We start from the raw sequence: 17,559 nt of genomic DNA, 5'->3' as shown, positions 1-17,559 counted from the left end.
CTCTTGAGGGGGATGCCGATGCGGGACAGCCATCGCGGTGAGGCCGAGCGGCTGTTGGAGCGGGCCGTGGACGAGGAGGCCCAGCGGGCTGCCGGGACGGGGCAACCGGTCGACAGTGCGGCGCTGCTGGCGCGCGGCCTGGAGGCGCTGGACGCGCTCGCGGCGAGCGCCGGCGAAGAGTACGAGGCGTACGTACGGGCCCTGGACGAGGCGGCGGCCGGGGACGAGTCCCTCGGCGAGGCCTTCCGGCGCGGGAACACCTCGACCGCCCTGCTCGTGACGGCGGTTGCGGCGGCCGCGGCCGTCGGGGCCGACCTGTCGCTCGGCGTGGCGGCGGGCACCGCGCTGGCCGCCGGGGCCGTCACCGGCATCGCCGGGGCGGCGGCCACGGTCGCCAAGGTGACCGCCCTGCACCTGCCCGCCGCGAACCGCCGCGCCGGGGTGCGCGGCCGCCCCGGCGGGCCGGAGCAGCTGAGGCTCCAGTGGCTGACGGCGCTGGAGGTGCGCGGGATCCGCCCGTTCCTGGAGCAGCAGCGAGCGGTGGCCGCCGCGGCGCGGGTGCCCCGGCAGCCCTCCCGGCCGGCTGCTGCCTCGCTGCGCGGGACCGACCGCAGTGCGGAGGCCCGGCGGCGCAGCGTGCTGGAGCAGTCGTTCGGCCAACTCCCGCAGTCCGGAGAGCTGTTCACGGGACGCCGCGCGGAGCTGACGCGGATCGCGCAGTGGGTGCAGGCGGCCCGGGCCAGTACGGAGACCCGCCCGGTGGTCGTGGTGCTGCACGGCGAGCCGGGCGTGGGCCGCACGGCCCTGGCGCTGCGGGCCGCGGACGCGCTGCGGGACCAGTTCCGCGGCGCCTGCGTGGTGGACCTGCGGGGCGGCTCGCTCAGCGGTGAGGCGCCGCTGTCGACCCGGGAGGCGCTGCTGCACCTGCTGAACCGGCTGGGCGCACCGCGCGAGCAGCTGCTGTTCCGCGAGGGGTCCTCGGCGGAGCAGCAGGTACGGCGTCTGGGCGAGCTGTACCACCAGCACCTCCAGGGGCTGCCGGTGACGGTGCTGCTGGACGACGCCGTGGATGCGGGGCAGGTGCGGATGCTGGTGCCGGAGCGGTCGGAGAGCCTGGTGCTGGTGACGGCGCGGGAGCCGCTGGAGCTGCCGGACCTGGCGGCCTGGGTGCACCAGCTGCCGGTGGAGCGGCTGGCGGAGCCGGCGGGCGCGGAGCTGGTGCGCGCCGGGGCGGAGGCGGCCGGCGGGGCCCCGTACGAGGAGCAGACCGTGCGGGGGCTGCTCGCCCTCGGCGGCGGGCTCCCGCTGGCCCTGCGCGTCCTGGCCCCGCTGGGTGCGGCGGAGGCTGCGGAGCCGGACGGCCCCGCCGGTACGGGTGACGCCGCCGCCGGTACGGGCGACACCGCGGGTACGGGTGACACCGCGGGCGCCGATGCGCTGGAGGGCGCCCTCGGCCTGGCCTACGTACGCCTGCCCGAGGAGCGGCGCCGGCTGCTGCGGCGGCTCACGCTGGCCGGGCGGGCCTCGCTCGGCCCGTCGGCCGCGGCGGCGCTGATCGACGCGGACCAGGCGGCCGCCGGGCGGCTGCTGCGCGAGCTGGCGCAGGCGGGCCTGCTGGACGCCGTGCGCGGGGAGCGGTTCCGGATGCACGACTCGGTGCGCTCGTACGCGGCGGCGCGGCTCGCGGCGGACGAGGACCGGGCCGAGGCCTCTGCGGCGCACGGGCGGCTGATCCGGAACTACGCACAGCTCGCGGACTCGGTGATCCGGATGGTCGACGGGAAGACGTCGACCCGGGCGAACCACTTCGGCGGGCACGGCTTCGCCTCGCTGGACGCGGCGCTGCGCTGGCTGGACGACGAGTCCAGCTTCATCACGGCCGCGCTGCGGCACTCGGAGGACGTGGACCAGCAGGCGGTGCTGGACCTGCTGGGCGCGCTGTGCGACTTCTGCCTGCTGCGCGGGGACCTGTACCGGCTCGGCGAGATCAACGAGCTGACGCAGGCGGTGGAGGCCGCCCGGCAGGGCGAGCCCGGCCAGGGGCGGATGGTCCGCTCGGTGCAGTGGCGCACGGGTATCGCGGCGCGCCAGCTCGGCGAGCTGGACAAGGCCCGCACCACGCTGACCTCGGTGGTCGACCAGTACATCGAGGCGCAGCAGGACGCGGGCGCGGGTATGGCGCTGATCTCGCTCGGCATCACCCTGCACCACCAGGGGCAGCTGCCGGAGGCCGCGGCCCGTATCCGGGAGGCGCTGGTGCTGCAGGAGCCGGACAAGCTGGCCGGCGACCGGGCGTGGGGGCTGCACGCCCTGGCGGCGGTGGAGCGGGACCGGGCGCACCTGGCGGAGGCGATGCAGCTGCTGGAGCAGTCGCTGGCTCTGCACCGGGAGAGCGAGAGCGTGCACGGTGAGGCGTGGGCGCACTTCCAGCTGGGGCAGGTGTACCTCCGGCTCGGGGACGTCCCGCGGGCGGAGGCGGAGCTGAAGCTCGCCCTCGAGCTGTACGGGCGTACGCGCGACGAACGCGGTCAGGCCTGGGCGCTGACCCAGCTGGGCCGGGCCCGGGTGGTGGACGGGGATCCGGGGCCGGCGGTGGAGCGGCTGCGCGAGGCGCTGGCCCGGCACCGGGAGCAGGAGGACGCGCGCGGGGAGGCGTGGACTCTGTACTACCTCGGGCAGGCGCTGGAGGAGGGCGGCGAGCGCGACCAGTCGGTACGGGAGCTGGAGCGGGCCCGGACGATGTTCTCGCGGATGCGGGACGTGTACGGGCTGGCCCACGCCCGGCACCACTCGGGCCGGGTGACGCGCGACCAGCGGGCGGCGCAGACGGGGAACCTGAAGAACTCCGGGTTCGCGCGGCAGCTGCTGGTGGACGCGCGGGCGGACTTCCGGCGGATCGGGCTGGCGCACGGGGAGGCGTGGACCTGCCTGGAGCTGGCGGTGGTGGACGCGGGCAACGGCCGGGCGTCGCAGGCGCTGGGCCTGTGCGAGGAGGCGGCCCGGCTGTTCATCTCGTACGGGGACCGGCGCGGGGAGGACTGGGCCCGGTTCCTGCGCTGCACGCTGCTGCCGTACGCGCTCCCGGGCGCGGGCGTGGACGAGGCCCGGGCCGAGCTGGCCCGGCTGGCCGCGTCGCCGCATCCGATGCGGGACGGGCGCCTGGAGGACAGCCTGGACACCTATGCGGTGGTGCTGGGGCGGGGCGTGGACCCGGCGGAGGGCTGGCAGGCGTGGCGCCTCGCACTGGTCCCGAACCTGCACTCGCGGGAGATCATGGGCGTCCCGATGCCGCCGGCCTCGCCGGCCGTATGACCGCATGACCGCATGACTGCATCACCGCCCGGGTCGCACGGCCGGCCGCAGGCACGCACAGTCGCCGCCCCTCCCGCTGCGCGGGTGGGGCGGCGGCGCATCGTCCGGAGGACGGCTCCTTACGGGGCCCGGTCCGCGGCGGGGGCTGCGGCTGCCGCGCCCGCCTCCGGGGCCTCCTGGAAGTCGACCTTGCCCATGTGGCGGCTCATCGACTTCATCAGGCCCCACACCGCGAGGGCGAGGGCCGCGAACACGATGAAGCCCAGGACTCCGGGCGTCACCTTGTTCTTGTCGAAGGTGTCACCCGCCAGCGGAAGGAGCTCGGTCAGTGCTGCCTGCGTAGCGTTCATGGCTACGCATTCTCCCGGATGCCCGCGAAGAGGTCGGACTCGGGGAGGGAAGTGTCGACGAGCGACTTCGCGAGCTCGTACTCCTCCGTGGGCCAGACCTCCTTCTGGATCTCCATCGGCACGCGGAACCAGCCGCCGTCCGGGTCGATCTGCGTGGCGTGCGCGATGAGCGCCTTGTCGCGGATCTCGAAGAAGTCGGCGCAGGGCACGTGCGTGGTCAGCGTCCGCTCGGTGCGCTCGAACTCCTTCCAGCGCTCCAGCCACTCCCCGTACGGGGACTCCATGCCGCGCGAGAGCAGGGCCTCGTGCAGGGCGATGGTGCGCGGCTTGTTGAAGCCCTGGTTGTAGTAGAGCTTCTGCGGCTGGTACGCCGGGCCGAACTCGGCCTCCGGGTACTTCTCGGTGTCGGCCGCGCCCTCGAAGGCCACCATCGAGATCTTGTGGGTCATGATGTGGTCGGGGTGCGGGTAGCCGCCGTTCTCGTCGTACGTGGTGATGACCTGCGGCCGGAACTCGCGGATCTTCTTCACGAGGCGGCCGGCCGCCTCGTCCACGTCCTCGAGGGCGAAGCAGCCCTCGGGCAGCGGGGGCAGCGGGTCGCCCTCCGGCAGGCCGGAGTCGACGTAGCCCAGCCACTCCTGCTCGATGCCGAGGATCTGGCGCGCCTCGTCCATCTCCCTGGCGCGGACCTCGTGGATGTTCTCCTCGATGTATTTGTCACCCTGGAGCTTGGGGTTGAGGATCGAGCCGCGCTCGCCCCCCGTGCAGGTCACCACCAGCACGGGAACCCCCTCGGACACGTACTTGGCCATGGTGGCCGCGCCCTTGCTCGACTCGTCGTCGGGGTGGGCATGGACGGCCATCAGTCGAAGCTGCTCGGTCAAGACAGGATCCTCTTTAAGTCGTCAGGGCGGCGGCGTCGCCTTCTATATTGACTCCTCCCCTCAGCAAACAAATTGCGCGGGGGATTCCTGGCTCACGCTGCCCGATCGTCCTGCGGAGGATCAGGTCTTCTGCGATCGGCACCAGCCGGGGTGAGACCAGCCCGGAGGAGCATCACACGCGCGGAGTTCTTGTCCCTGGGGGAGACAGCTCCGCACGCACTGCACCTGTAGGTACGTTCCGAAAGCGGCAGTGCGTGCTTGGCTCTCGCTCCGCAACGTCCGCAGTCCATGGTGGTGTACACGGGAGGCACCAGGTACAGGGTGCGGCCGTGCTTGCGCGCCATGTTGATCACTTCGCGCTCGGTGGCCGAGGTCGCGGCATCAGCAGCCTTGCGGGCCATGGTCGACCTGGCCAGGAACTTCGGGTGGAAGTCCTCCACAGCGATCTGATCGAAGTCGAAGGACACCTGCTTAGCCCACTTGCGGGCGGTGTCCTGCCGCTGCCGAGCAACTTTCTTGTGCAATTTCGCGGCCTGTCGCCCGGCCTTCCGGTACCCCTTGGATACAGCGTGCCCCTTCTTCGGCTTGCGGCGGGCCATCATCCGCTGGTACCCGGCCATCCTTCCCGCCGCCCGCTTCCCGTACTCGGGGTGTGGAAGGTCGTGTGCGTCACTGGTGGTGGTGGCGATCTCCTTCACGCCCCAGTCGATTCCGATCGACCGACCCGTCTCGGGCAGTGGTTCAGCTTCCGTCTCCACGACGAAAGAGGCGTACCAGTGACCGAGACTGTCGCGATAGACCCGGACGCTGGATGGCACGGCGGGCAGGGCGCGCGACCACACCACGGCCAAAACGATCCCCCCGGCAAGACGCAGGCGGCCACCTGCGAGACGAAAACCCCGCCGCGTGTAGTTGAGGGTCGGGGCCGTCAGGTCCTTCTTCTTGAACCGTGGCATCCCCGCGCGCCGAGACATCGGCAATCGCGCTTCGATGTCTTTCAGCGCCTTCGTCCGGGACTTTCCGAAGTCCCGGACGATCTGTTGCTGCGGCACCGACGCGCCTTCGCGCAGCCACTCGTGCGCAGCACGCCACCCGGTCAGCATCTTGTCCAACCCAGCTGGCCCGCACGCCTCCCCGGCCATACGCGCCGCCCTGGACCGGGCAACGCAGCTGTTCCACACCCAGCGGCACCGATCCCACTCCGACCTCAGAGCCGCTTGTGCAGTGGCGGACACGCGTAGCCGGTACGTGTACCGAGCGTGTCCGGCCTGCCTCGGCTCAGCCAGTGGTGTCACAGCGTCAAAATGCCACCGCTGTGACACCATCCGAGCATGGACTCAGAAGTGCGCTTCACCCTCCGGCTCCCCGCAGAACTTCACACCCGGCTAACCGCTCACGCGAAGCGCGAGAGGCGGTCCCTCAACGCCGACATCGTCTACCTCCTGGAAAGCACGCTCGGCACCCCTGTCGCGGAGCCGGTTTCTCGCAGGAAGGAGACAGGAGGCCCCCACCCCTGACCGACGACCGTGACATCCTCCGGTTACGGTGTCCGAACCGGGCGAGCGGAGCATGCCCGGACCCGAGAAAGGAACGATCAATGAGTGCGGTGCGCGAGGGGCTGCCCGAGGGCCGCTACGGGCGGTCGGCGGACGAGCGTGCGGACCGGAAGCTCAAGATCGTCGGGTCGGTGCTGGGCGTCGGCCTGCTGGCCCTGGTGGGCTGGATCGGCTGGGACTACGTCGCCGGTCAGAGCGTCAGCGCCGAGGTGATCAAGTTCCAGGTGGTCTCGGACACCGAGGTGAAGGTGCACCTGGAGGTGCGCAAGGACGCCTCGGTCACCGGGGTGTGCACGCTGAGCTCCCAGAACGAGGACCATGCCGAGGTCGGCCGCGCCGACTTCACCTTCGGGCAGAAGGACACGCGCGTGGACGAGATGCTCTCCCTGAAGACCACCGGCCGCGCGACGATGATCGAACTGGTGGGCTGCCAGGCAGCGGCGCGCACCACGCCCGCGGCAGACTGAGCTCTTTCCTGCTCACGGGCCCGATGACACACTTCATACACATGGTGTCCTCCCCCTTTTCTTCCCGAATTGTTAGGCTCGTGGTTTCGCCCGCCGCTGGCGGCTTTGTAGTCCCCTGTACCGACGAGGAGCACCCGTGACCCAGACGAGCGAGAGCGTCACCTGGCTGACCCAGGCGGCGTACGACCAGCTGAAGGCCGAGCTGGACTACCTCTCTGGTCCCGCACGCACGGAGATCGCCACCAAGATCGCAGCCGCCCGCGAGGAGGGCGACCTGCGCGAGAACGGCGGTTACCACGCGGCCAAGGAGGAGCAGGGCAAGCAGGAGCTCCGCGTCCGCCAGCTGACGCAGCTCCTCGAGAACGCCAAGGTCGGCACCGCGCCCGCCTCGGACGGCGAGGTCGCGCCCGGCACGGTCGTCACCATCGCCTTCGACGGCGACGAGGACGACACGATGTCCTTCCTGCTCGCCTCGCGCGAGTACGCGTCCGGAGACTTCGAGACCTACTCCCCGCAGTCCCCGCTGGGCAGCGGCGTGATGGGCAAGAAGATCGGCGAGAACGCCGAGTACGAGCTGCCGAACGGCAAGAAGGCCACCGTCAAGATCCTCGACGTCAAGCCCTTCAACGGCTGATCACCCCACGACATCAGGAAGCCCCCGCCGGAGCGATCCGGCGGGGGCTTTCCCGTGCCGTGGGGCCTACGCGGTCGCCGAGCGGTACTTGCGGACCGAGAGGGTCCGGAAGGCCGCGATGATCAGTACGGACCACAGGACCGACGCGAGCACCGGGTGCTGCATCGGCCAGGCCGCAGGTGCCTCGTACCCCGGCGGGAAGTTGCCGAACAGCCCGCGGGCCGCCTGGACGGTCGCGCTGAAGGGGTTCCACTCGGCGATGGTCCGCAGGAAGGTCGGCATGTTGTCGGAAGGGACGAAGGCGTTCGAGATGAACGTCAGGGGGAAGAGCCAGATCAGCCCGCCCGAGGTGGCCGCCTCCGGGGTGCGCACCGACAGGCCGATCAGCGCGCCGATCCAGGAGAAGGCGTACCCGAGCAGGAGCAGCAGGGCGAAGCCGCCCAGTACCTCGCCGGCACTGGTGTGGGTGCGCCAGCCGACGAGCAGGGCGACCACGGCCAGGACGAACAGGGTGAGGGTGGTCTGGACGAGGTCGGCGAGGGTGCGGCCGGTCAGGACCGCGCCGCGGGCCATGGGCAGCGAGCGGAAGCGGTCGATCAGGCCCTTGTGCATGTCGTCCGCGATGCCCGCGCCGGCGCCGGCCGTGGCGAACGTGACGGTCTGGGCGAAGATGCCGGCCATCAGGAACTCGCGGTAGGCGGCGGGCGAGGTGTTGCCGTCGACGCTGATCGAGCCGCCGAAGACGTAGCTGAACAGCACGACGAACATGACCGGCTGAATGACCCCAAAAACTATCATTTCGGGAATCCTGGACATGCGGATCAAATTCCGCTTGGCGATGACCAGGGAGTCGTTGACGCCCTGGACGATGCCGCCGCGCGGGCGCGGTGCCGCGAGCTCCGGGGTCGGGGAGGCGCCGGTCACTTCGCCGCCTCCTTCGATGCCTGCGCCGACGCCGGCTCCGGGGCCGAGGCCGGCACCCGGGCCGGCGCCTTGTTGCCGCGGCGGCCCTTGGCGTCCGCCGGGGCGCCCTCGCCGTTCTCCCCGTCGGCCAGGGCGGCCGCGTGGCCGGTGAGGGATATGAACACGTCGTCGAGCGTCGGCCGGCGCAGGCCGATGTCGTCGATCTCGATGCCCCGGGAGTCCAGCTCGCGGATGACCTCGGCGAGCAGCTTGGCGCCGCCGGTGACGGGCACGGTCAGCTTGCGGGTGTGCTCCTCGACGGAGGTCTCGCCCTTGCCGAAGCCGGCGAGCACCGTACGGGCGTCGGGGATGTGGTCGCGCTCGTGGACGACGACCTCGACGCGTTCGCCGCCGGTCTGGGCCTTGAGCTGGTCGGAGGTGCCGCGGGCGATGACCTTGCCGTGGTCGACCACGCAGATGTCGTGCGCGAGGTGGTCGGCCTCCTCCAGGTACTGGGTGGTGAGCAGCAGGGTGGTGCCGCCGGCCACGAGCTCCTGGATGACGTCCCAGAGCTGCTGGCGGTTGCGGGGGTCCAGGCCGGTGGTCGGCTCGTCCATGAACATGACGGGCGGGCGTACGACGAGTGCGGCCGCGAGGTCCAGGCGCCGGCGCATGCCGCCGGAGTACGTCTTCGCGGTGCGGTCGGCGGCGTCGGCGAGGTTGAACCGCTCCAGCAGTTCGCCGGCCCGGACCTTCGCCGCCTTGCCGCTCATCTGGTAGAGCTGGCCGACCATCTGGAGGTTCTCGCGGCCGGTCAGGTACTCGTCGACGGCGGCGAACTGGCCGGACAGGCCGATGGCGCGGCGGACTTCGTTGGGGTGTTTGAGGACGTCGATCCCGGCGACGACGGCCTTGCCGCTGTCGGGCTTGAGGAGGGTGGTCAGGACGCGCACGGCCGTGGTCTTGCCGGCACCGTTGGGGCCGAGCAGGCCCAGCACGGTGCCTTCGGGGACATCGAGGTCCACGCCGTCCAGTGCCCGTACCTCGCCGAAGGTCTTGACCAGACCTTCGGCATAGATGGCGCCTGGCATGTGGGTTCTCCCAGTGTGCATCGGGCCAGCAGAATCGTTACATTCCCACGCAATCCTAGGGGCGCCCGGCCCTCATCGCCCGGCCGTTCGGGGGACATACGCTATCGCGTTATATCGCGTGCCGCTATGGGGCTGCGTGCGCGGCTTCGGTGCATTTCGCTTCGGCGCATTTCGCCGGCGACCCGTCGGCCCGGCTCGGCGCGGTTCGGCCCGGCTCAGCCCATGACCGTGTACCCGGCCGCGTGCAGCGACCGCGCGACTTCGGTGCAGTGCTCCGGGCCCTTCGTCTCCAGGTGCAGCTCCACCTCCACCTCGGTGAGCCCCAGCCGCGGGTCGGTCCGTACGTGGCTCACGTCCAGCACGTTCGCATCCACCACCGACAGCACCCCGAGGAGACCGGCCAGCGCCCCCGGCCGGTCGGCCACGCGCAGCCGCAGCGAGAGGTAGCGGCCCGCCGCCGCCATGCCGTGCCGCAGGATCCGCTGGAGCAGCAGCGGGTCGACGTTCCCGCCGGACAGGACCGCGACCACCGGGCCGCCCCCGCCGTACAGCTCGGGCCGGCTCAGCAGGGCGGCCACCGGGCTGCACCCTGCCGGCTCGACGACGAGCTTGGCGCGCTCCAGGCAGAGCAGCAGGGCACTGGAGAGGGCGTCCTCGGAGACCGTGCGGACGCCGTCGAGGAGGTCCCCGATGATGTGGAAGGGGATGTCGCCGGGGCGGCCGACCTTGATGCCGTCCGCCATGGTGACCGGGTTGTCGATCGAGACCGGGTGCCCGACCCGCAGCGAGGGCGGGTAGGCGGCGGCGCCCTCCGCCTGGACCCCGATCACCTTGACGTCCGGCCGCAGCGCCTTCACCGCGACGGCGATGCCCGCCGCGAGGCCGCCGCCGCCGATGCCGACGAGGATCGTCCGCACCTCGGGGCACTGCTCCAGGATCTCCAGGCCGACCGTGCCCTGGCCCGCGATGATGTCGCGGTGGTCGAAGGGGTGGATGAACACCGCCCCGGTGCGGTCCGCGTACTCCTGGGCGGCCGCCAGGGTCTCGTCGACGACCTGCCCGGACATCCGCACCTCGGCGCCGTACTCCTGCGTGGCCGCCACCTTCGGCAGCGGTGCCCCGACCGGCATGAACACCGTCGAGCGGACGCCGAGGAGGGAGGAGGCCAGGGCCACGCCCTGCGCGTGGTTGCCGGCGCTGGCCGCGACGACGCCGGCGGCCCGCTGCTCGGGGCGCAGGCCCGAGATGCGCACGTAGGCACCGCGCAGCTTGAAGGAGCCGGTCCGCTGGAGGTTCTCGCACTTGAAGTGGACCGGGGAGCCGGTGAGGGCGGTCAGGTGCCGGCTGCCTTCCATCGGCGTGACCCGGGCGACGCCCGAGAGCATCTTCTGAGCCCCCCGGACGTCGTCGAGGATGACCTGCGGGACGGGCACGGGCACGCGGTAGTTCATGCCGCCAGTCTCGCAGCCCGCGCGGATCACGGCGTCCGGCCGGCAGCCCGGCCAACAGCCCGGCAGGGAAAGCCCACAGGGGGCGAAATCCGGCCATCCGGGACGGGCCCGCGGCCCAGCTCCACACCGCCCGTACCAGTTCTCGTACGAGGCGTACGAGCCGCCCCACGGCCGCGTACTCTGTCCCCCATCCTTGTCGGCCCCACGCGAAGAGAGCTCACGGCCATGCCTTCCACCCCGGCCAATTCCGACCTGCCCACGGCGGCCGAGGCGTCCGCCGAAGCCGGTCTCCTCGATGCGCTCCAGCACCAGGTGGCCGTCTTCGCCCGCCGCGCCGAGCAGACCCGCCTGGGCGGGGTCGGCCAGGCCCGCAACTCGATGGACCGCGCCGCGTACCTGCTGCTGAACCGGCTCGACCTGGAAGGCCCGATGGGCGTCAAGGCGCTCGCCGGCGGCATGGGTATCGACTCCTCCACGGTCACCCGCCAGGTCGCGCCGCTCGTCGACAGCGGCCTGGTCAGGCGCACCTCGCACCCGGAGGACGGACGGGCCGTGGTCCTCGCGCTCTCCCCGCGCGGCCTCGCCCGGCTCGAGGAGGTCCGCTCCTCGCGGCGCGAGCTGATGGCCCGGGTGACCGAGGACTGGAGCGAGGACGAGCGCGAGTCCTTCACCGGGCTGCTGACCCGTTTCAACGGCTCGCTGTCGGAGCTGATGGGCGCCGTCTCGGAGGCGGGCCCCGCTTCCTGAGGACGAGCGTGAGCCGGGTCCGTCCGACCTCTTGACCGGGGCGGTCCCGCTGCCCGCACTATGTGGCCTGTGGACGACCACGGGCCGGGCGCCTACGCGGAGTTCGAAGCCTTCGTCGCGGGTGCGGCGGGGCGGCTCCTGCACGTCGCCGTCCTGCTGACGGCCGAGCCGGAGACCGAGCCCGCCGCCGCCCGCCGGCTGCTCGCGGACGCGCTGGCCCGTACGTACGCGCACTGGCGCCGGGTGCGCGGCGACGACCCGTACGACCACACCCGCCGGGAGCTGTGCGACGCCTTCGCCCGCACCGGCTGGCGACACCACGGCGGCAGGGGGCTGCTCGCCCGGCTCGGCCCGCTGGAACGGCTCGTGCTGGTGCTGCGCGTGTACGAGGGCGTCGCGGAGGAGGTCACCGCCGCGCAGCTGGGGCTGCCGGTCGAGCGGGTGCGGGTGCTGTGCAACCGGGCCGTGGCCGCGATGCGCTCGCGGGAGGCGGCATGAGCGTCCCCGACCGCAAGGAGGACCAGGTCAGGCGGCTGCTGGAGGGCCCCCACCCGGTGGTCCCGGCCGGGCTGGCGGCCAGTGCCGCGGCTCGCGGGGACCGGCTGCTGCGCCGCCGCCGGGCCCTGCGCCGGGCCGGCTGGACCCTGCTGTTCGCGGCGGCGGTGGCCTTCGCCGTGTGGGCCTCGCTGGCCCGGCCGTGGGAGATCCCGCCGAGCGGTGTCTCCCCGCCCCTGGAGGGCTGGTGACCACCGCTCGGCGGTTGTCGGCGTGAAGGCCGCGAAGGCCGCGAAGGCCGCGAAGGGACGGCTAGCCGAGGGCCTGGGTCAGGTCCGCCAGCAGGTCGTCGGCGTTCTCGATGCCGACGGAGATGCGGACCAGGTCCGCCGGGACCTCCAGGGCCGAGCCGGCCACCGAGGCGTGGGTCATGCGGCCCGGGTGCTCGATGAGGGACTCGACGCCGCCGAGGGACTCGGCCAGGGTGAAGATCTTGGTGCGGGCGCAGACATCGACCGCCGCCTGCTCGCCGCCGACGACGCAGAAGGAGATCATGCCGCCGAAGTTGCGCATCTGCTTGGCGGCGATCTCGTGGCCCGGGTGCTCGGCCAGACCCGGGTAGAGGACCTTGTGCACCTTGGGGTGCCGGGTCAGCATCTCGGCGATCTTCGCCGCGTTCTCCGCGTGCCGGTCCATGCGGACGGCCAGCGTCTTGATGCCGCGCAGCACGATCCAGGAGTCGAAGGGGCCGGCCACGGCTCCCATCGCGTTCTGGTGGTAGGCCAGTTCCTCGCCGAGCGCCGCGTCCGCGGTGACCAGCGCGCCGCCGACCACGTCGGAGTGGCCGCCCATGTACTTGGTCAGCGAGTGCACGACCACGTCCGCGCCGAGCGCGAGGGGCTGCTGGAGGTAGGGCGAGGCGAAGGTGTTGTCCACGACCAGCTTGGCGCCGGCCGACCGCGCGATGTCGGCGACGACCGCGATGTCGGTGATGCCGAGCAGCGGGTTGGAGGGGGTCTCGACCCAGATGACCTTCGTCTTCGGGGTCAGGGCGGCCCGTACGGACGCCGGGTCGGAGGTGTCGGCCACCGACCACTCCACGCCCCAGCGGGAGACGACCTTCGCGAAGAGGCGGAAGGTGCCGCCGTACGCGTCGTTCGGGATGACCACGTGGTCGCCCGGGGAAAGCAGCGTACGCAGCAGGCAGTCCTCGGCGGCGAGCCCGGACGCGAAGGCGAGGCCGCGCCGGCCGCCCTCCAGCGCCGCGAGGTTCTCCTCCAGCGCGGTCCGGGTCGGGTTCGCGCTGCGGCTGTACTCGTAGCCGCCGCGCAGTCCGCCGACGCCGTCCTGCTTGTACGTGGACACCTGGTAGATCGGGGGCACGACCGCGCCGGTCAGCGGGTCCGCCGTGTTGCCCGCGTGGATCGCGCGGGTCTCGAAGCTCTGGTGCTCATGGCTGTCGTCGCTCATGGGCCGATGCTATGCCCCGGCCGCCGACGAGCCCACTGCACACCCGGTGGTGCGGCAGCGCACGGCCGACGGCGGGGCGCTGGTGCGGCATTGGCCTTTGCGCCGGTGCGTCTGGTTCGCTTGGGGGCATGGAGATTCTGTGGTTCCTGATCGCGCTCGGCCTGCTCGTGGCCGCCTTCAGCCCGTACATACGGCGCCGGCGGGGTGGCGGCGTACGCCTGGTCGCGCCGGGCAGCCCTGACGCGGCCGACCCGGAGAACTACGGTTTCGCCCGCCAGGAGCACCTGGACATCCGCGTCCCGGGCCCCGACGAGGACCTGATGGACGCCCTGGAAGCCGTGCAGCGCAGCGGCCGGTGGCAGGCCGCGTCCCAGCTGCTGGCCGGGACCCAGAAGGAGGGCGAACTGCGCTGGCAGCGCATCCAGGCCTTCGGCGGCGCGGCGGCGCTGGAGCTGGTGGAGCGGCCCGGCGTGGGCGCGCAGTGGCTGAAGGCCTGGCGGCTGGAGGCCGAGAAGGACGCCGGCGGCGCGCAGGTGCACGCGGAGCTGCTCGTGCAGCAGGCGTGGCGGCACTCGGGCGGCGTGGGCTCCACGGACCACCGGATCATCCTGGAGGAGGCCCGGGAGGCGTGCCGCAAGGCGGCGCTGCTGGCCCCGGGCGACCCCGTCCCGCACATCACGGAGCTGGCGGTCGCGCGGGCGCTCGGGTACTCGGAGGCGGAGTTCGACGCCCTCTGGGCGAAGGTCATCGACGTCGCGCCGGCGCACATGGGCGCGCACCTGGCGGCCCTGCACTACTGGTGCGAGAAGTGGCACGGCTCGCGGGAGAAGGCGGACGCCTTCGCGCACGCGGCGGCGGCCCGCGCCCCGCAGGGCTCGCTGCTGGCGGCGCTGCCGCTGTTCGCGGTGTACGAGCACGTCCCGGAGGTCGTCCTGACGAACTTCTGGCAGGGCGCCGTCGTGACCCGGGCGGTGGAGGGCGCGCTGTACGCGGTGCACACCGCCCGCCAGGACGACCCGATGCTGGCGCACGTACGGCACATGCTGCTGTCGTTCCTGGTGCCGATGGAGCGCTGGGCGGAGGCGATGGAGCAGGTCCGCCACATCGACGGCTACGTCGGCGCCCTGCCGTGGTCGGTCTCCCCGGACCCGGCGGCGCAGTACGCGGTGTACCGCGCCCTGGCGGTGGCGGGCTACGAGGCCAACGGCGGCTCCCCGGCGACGCTGCCGCACTGAAGAGGCCGCCCCCCTGGCCCCCTGGCCCCCTGGCCCCCACCTGCGGAATCGAGGGGAATAAGGTTGCTGTAAAGATCTGCGGGCCGCATGATGACCCGGCGTGACCGCCCGGGCCCGGCCGACCACCGCGCGCCCGCGGCACACCCGCAGCATCCGCACATACACCTGCACCACTTCGTCCCGTGGGGGGATCCGTCCATATGGGCGCTTCACTGCGCGCGCTGCGCGCCCTCGTCCTGCTCGCAGGCTTCTACCTGCTCGGCTTCATCCTGCTCGGCGTGCTCGCGGCCGCCGACTGGGCCACCGTCGCCTGGCTGCACGGCGGCATCGCCTTCAAGATCCTCATCGTCTCGGTGGTCCTCGCGGTCCCCATCGTGCGCGGCATGCTCATGCTCCGCACCCCCAAGGGCGACCCGCAGCCCGGCGTGCCCGTCACCGAGCAGCAGGAACCCGTCCTGTGGCAGACCGTCCGCGACATCGCGGCCCAGGTCGGCACCCGCGCCCCGGACGAGATCCTGCTCATCGACGAGGTCAACGCGGCCGTCAGCGAGGACGCCCGGCTGCTGGGCCTGAAGTCCGGCACCCGCCGCCTCTACCTGGGCCTGCCCCTGATGACGGGCCTGGACGAGATGCAGCTGCGCGCCGTACTCGCCCACGAGATGGGCCACTACGCCAACCTCGACACCCGCCTCACCCCGCTGATCGCCCGCGGCCGCGCCCAGCTGATCCGCACCATCGGCCACTTCCACGACCGCGCCGACACCAAGGTCGCCAAGGAGCGGGCCCGGCAGGAGAAGGCGGCCGAGAAGCGGCTCGCGAAGGGCAAGAAGGCCAAGGAGGTCGACACCGCCGGCCAGGGCGCGATGTACCGGGCCATGGCGAAGATCTACACGGCGTACGCGCGCTTCTACATGCGCGCCACCCTCTCCGGCGGCCGCCGCCAGGAACTCGCCGCCGACCTGGCCTCGGTCCGCGTCGCCGGCCGCGACGCCGCCGCCTCCGCGCTGCGCGAACTCAACGCCCTCGGCCCCGCGCACGACTTCTACATGGACTCGTACGCCACCCTCGGCGTCGGCGCCGGCCTGCTGCCGCCCTCCGGCCAGGTCTTCGGCGGCCTGCGGCAGCTGCTCGACGCCCGCTCGGACGAACTGGACGGCCTGCGCCGCGAGCTGTCCACCGAGCCCACCTCCCCGTACGACTCCCACCCCGCGCTCGCCGAGCGCGTGGCCCGCATCGAGGCCCTGCCCGACGACGGCCGCGGCGCGCAGGCGACCCGGCCGGCGCTCGAGCTGCTCGCCTCCCCGCAGGCCGCGCTGGCGGCGCTGGAGCAGGCGGTCCTGACCCCGGAGGCGCTCGCGCTCACCCGCGTGGACTGGGCGGACCTCGTCCACGAGAGCATGACCCGGTACGTCGGCCAGGGTGCCCAGGAGATCCGCGAGGCCGTCGCCGCCGAGGGCACGGCCCCGGAGCTGGCGGCCCTGCTGGACGCCGTCGACGCCGACCCGGCGCTGCGCTGGCGGATCGCCGACCGCTTCCCGAAGTCCGAGGAGGCCGCGGCCGCCACCGGCCGCGCCGCCCGCGAGTTCACCCGCCCCGTGCTGCGGCGCGCCCTGAAGCAGCTGGTCACGGCCGAGCTGACGGCCCGCGGCGCCGCCCGCTGGCAGCTGTCCTGGTCCGACTCGGCCGCCCTGCGGTACGCGGCCGACGGGTTCGAGGAGCAGCTGGAGCTCGCACTGGACGCGCTCGTCGCGGACCTGCCCGACACCGGACCCCTGCGGAAGCTGGTGCTCGTCTGATGCTCGGCCTGATCATCCTCGGCATCCTCCTGATCAGCGGCGCCTACAAGCTGCTGCGCGCCCGCAAGGGCGGCGGCGGCGCCGGCGGGCGCCGCCGGGCGAGCCGGGCCGACGGCCTGGCGGCGGTCGCGCTGGGCTTCGCCCCGGCCGAGCAGCTCGACACCGACCACGGGTCCCCGCTCCTGCCTGCGGACACGGCCGCGCTGGACGCCGTACGGGCGGGCGACTGGCAGGCCGGCGCATCCTGGGCGGACGCGGCCGGGCAGAACTGGGACGAGCGGATCCGGCGCGTACGGGAACTGGCCGAGCTGGCCGCCGAGGACGACGCCTGGCTGCTGGCCTGGCGCGCGGCGCGGCCGCAGGACCCGACGGCGGCGGCGGTGCACGCGGACGCGTCGGTGCTGGTGGCGTGGAACGTGCGCGGCTCGCTGAGCGCGAAGAACACGACGCAGGAGCAGTTCCGGAACTTCCACCGGCTGATCGCCGCCTCGCAGGAGGCGATGCACGAGGCCCAGCGGCTCGCCGACCCGGCGGACCCGGTGCCGTACATGCTCGAGCAGCCGGTCGCCATGGCGCTGGGGTACTCCCACGAGCGGTACGGGCAGCTGTGGGCGCAGATCGTGGGGCGCGGTCCGAAGGTGCTGGCGGCGCACACCGGCGCGCTGCAGTACTGGTGCCGCAAGTGGCGCGGCTCGCACGAGGAGGCGGAGGCGTTCGCGCAGCGGTCGGCCGCCGCGGGCGCGCCGGGTGAGCTGCTGTCGCTGCTGCCGCTGTACGCGTACCTGGAGTACGAGATGTCGGAGTCGGAGCTCGACCCGGGCGTCTACTACAAGCGGCCGGAGATCGTGGCGGCCACGGACGCGGCGCTCGCGGACGTGGCGGCGGCGGACCCGGCCGACCGGCGGGTGCCCCGGGTACGGCACATGCTGGCGTGGAACCTGTACTGGCAGGACCGGTACACGGAGGCCGTGGAGCAGTTCCGCGCCGTCGACGGGTACATCGGGGCGACGCCGTGGACCTACTCGGCGGACGCGAAGGCGCGGTACGTGCAGGCGAGGGACTTCAGCGTGCGGCGGGCGGTCACGCAGAAATGACGGAAGTCTGACGTGGTGGCCGGGGGCGGGCCGGGGGGAATCCCGGCCCGCCCCCGCCCGTTAAGGGAGAACCA

17 protein-coding genes are annotated in these 17,559 nt (G+C 72.8%); 10 read left to right on the top strand and 7 right to left on the bottom strand.

The annotated features are described in order from the left end of the window. Positions 1–18 precede the first annotated feature (18 nt). Positions 19–3,312 carry a tetratricopeptide repeat protein gene (locus tag ACZ5WG_RS00640; protein ID WP_468719623.1) on the top strand — a complete coding sequence of 1,098 codons (3,294 nt, stop codon included), beginning with the start codon at positions 19–21 and terminating at the stop codon, positions 3,310–3,312. A gap of 119 nt (positions 3,313–3,431) precedes the next feature. Here ACZ5WG_RS00640 and ACZ5WG_RS00635 read toward each other — a convergent pair whose 3' ends face one another. From ACZ5WG_RS00635 to ACZ5WG_RS00625, 3 genes are all read right to left on the bottom strand, one after another. Beyond that, entirely contained in the window at positions 3,432–3,662 is a 231-nt protein-coding gene (locus ACZ5WG_RS00635) for a hypothetical protein (protein WP_030290865.1), read from the bottom strand. 2 nt (positions 3,663–3,664) lie between these two features. Next, positions 3,665–4,546, bottom strand: a complete 882-nt coding sequence (gene mca / locus ACZ5WG_RS00630) for a mycothiol conjugate amidase Mca (protein WP_468719622.1) — start codon at positions 4,544–4,546, stop codon at positions 3,665–3,667. 92 nt (positions 4,547–4,638) lie between these two features. Beyond that, a complete protein-coding gene (locus tag ACZ5WG_RS00625; RefSeq protein ID WP_468719621.1) occupies positions 4,639–5,871 on the bottom strand; it encodes an RNA-guided endonuclease InsQ/TnpB family protein in 1,233 nt (410 codons plus the stop codon). Positions 5,872–5,877: 6 nt separating this feature from the next. Here ACZ5WG_RS00625 and ACZ5WG_RS00620 point away from each other — a divergent pair, with 6 nt between their 5' ends. From ACZ5WG_RS00620 to greA, 3 genes are all read left to right on the top strand, one after another. Next, on the top strand, positions 5,878–6,063 hold the full coding sequence (locus ACZ5WG_RS00620; protein WP_468719620.1) for a toxin-antitoxin system HicB family antitoxin: 186 nt from the start codon (positions 5,878–5,880) through the stop codon (positions 6,061–6,063). Positions 6,064–6,143: 80 nt separating this feature from the next. Then, positions 6,144–6,569 (top strand): DUF4307 domain-containing protein, encoded by a 426-nt coding sequence (locus ACZ5WG_RS00615; RefSeq protein ID WP_468719619.1) that lies wholly within the window; start codon positions 6,144–6,146, stop codon positions 6,567–6,569. Positions 6,570–6,705: 136 nt separating this feature from the next. Beyond that, complete coding sequence (gene greA, locus ACZ5WG_RS00610; protein ID WP_468719618.1) at positions 6,706–7,203, top strand: transcription elongation factor GreA; 498 nt, start codon at positions 6,706–6,708, stop codon at positions 7,201–7,203. 66 nt (positions 7,204–7,269) lie between these two features. Here the strand turns inward: greA and ACZ5WG_RS00605 are convergent, their stop codons facing one another. The 3 genes from ACZ5WG_RS00605 to ilvA form a co-directional block, all read right to left on the bottom strand. Beyond that, positions 7,270–8,127, bottom strand: coding sequence for an ABC transporter permease (locus tag ACZ5WG_RS00605; protein ID WP_468719617.1), 858 nt, complete (start codon positions 8,125–8,127; stop codon positions 7,270–7,272). Next, positions 8,124–9,197: an ATP-binding cassette domain-containing protein gene (locus tag ACZ5WG_RS00600; protein WP_468719615.1), complete on the bottom strand. Its 1,074-nt coding sequence runs from the start codon at positions 9,195–9,197 to the stop codon at positions 8,124–8,126. Before ACZ5WG_RS00600 ends, ACZ5WG_RS00605 begins: the two co-directional genes overlap by 4 nt. A 215-nt stretch (positions 9,198–9,412) precedes the next feature. After that, complete coding sequence (gene ilvA, locus ACZ5WG_RS00595) at positions 9,413–10,648, bottom strand: threonine ammonia-lyase (RefSeq protein ID WP_468719613.1); 1,236 nt, start codon at positions 10,646–10,648, stop codon at positions 9,413–9,415. A gap of 225 nt (positions 10,649–10,873) precedes the next feature. Between ilvA and ACZ5WG_RS00590 the strand changes: the two genes are divergently transcribed. From ACZ5WG_RS00590 to ACZ5WG_RS00580, 3 genes are all read left to right on the top strand, one after another. After that, complete coding sequence (locus ACZ5WG_RS00590; RefSeq protein WP_468719612.1) at positions 10,874–11,395, top strand: MarR family winged helix-turn-helix transcriptional regulator; 522 nt, start codon at positions 10,874–10,876, stop codon at positions 11,393–11,395. Positions 11,396–11,464: 69 nt separating this feature from the next. After that, entirely contained in the window at positions 11,465–11,893 is a 429-nt protein-coding gene (locus ACZ5WG_RS00585) for a sigma factor-like helix-turn-helix DNA-binding protein (protein WP_468719610.1), read from the top strand. After that, a complete protein-coding gene (locus ACZ5WG_RS00580) occupies positions 11,890–12,141 on the top strand; it encodes a hypothetical protein (RefSeq protein WP_468719609.1) in 252 nt (83 codons plus the stop codon). The genes ACZ5WG_RS00585 and ACZ5WG_RS00580 overlap by 4 nt, the downstream gene beginning before the upstream one ends. 61 nt (positions 12,142–12,202) lie before the next feature. Here the strand turns inward: ACZ5WG_RS00580 and ACZ5WG_RS00575 are convergent, their stop codons facing one another. Beyond that, positions 12,203–13,360: a cystathionine gamma-synthase gene (locus ACZ5WG_RS00575; protein ID WP_468719607.1), complete on the bottom strand. Its 1,158-nt coding sequence runs from the start codon at positions 13,358–13,360 to the stop codon at positions 12,203–12,205. Positions 13,361–13,488: 128 nt separating this feature from the next. Here ACZ5WG_RS00575 and ACZ5WG_RS00570 point away from each other — a divergent pair, with 128 nt between their 5' ends. The 3 genes from ACZ5WG_RS00570 (at position 13,489) to ACZ5WG_RS00560 (ending at position 17,485) form a co-directional block, all read left to right on the top strand. Next, positions 13,489–14,595, top strand: a complete 1,107-nt coding sequence (locus ACZ5WG_RS00570) for a hypothetical protein (protein ID WP_468719606.1) — start codon at positions 13,489–13,491, stop codon at positions 14,593–14,595. Between the two features lie 200 nt (positions 14,596–14,795). After that, complete coding sequence (locus ACZ5WG_RS00565) at positions 14,796–16,391, top strand: M48 family metalloprotease (RefSeq protein ID WP_468719605.1); 1,596 nt, start codon at positions 14,796–14,798, stop codon at positions 16,389–16,391. Further along, positions 16,391–17,485, top strand: a complete 1,095-nt coding sequence (locus ACZ5WG_RS00560) for a hypothetical protein (protein ID WP_468719604.1) — start codon at positions 16,391–16,393, stop codon at positions 17,483–17,485. The genes ACZ5WG_RS00565 and ACZ5WG_RS00560 overlap by 1 nt, the downstream gene beginning before the upstream one ends. Positions 17,486–17,559: the final 74 nt, after the last annotated feature.

Source organism: Streptomyces sp. NPDC032745 (genome assembly GCF_055579465.1).
This window is presented reverse-complemented; position numbering and strand designations above follow the sequence as displayed.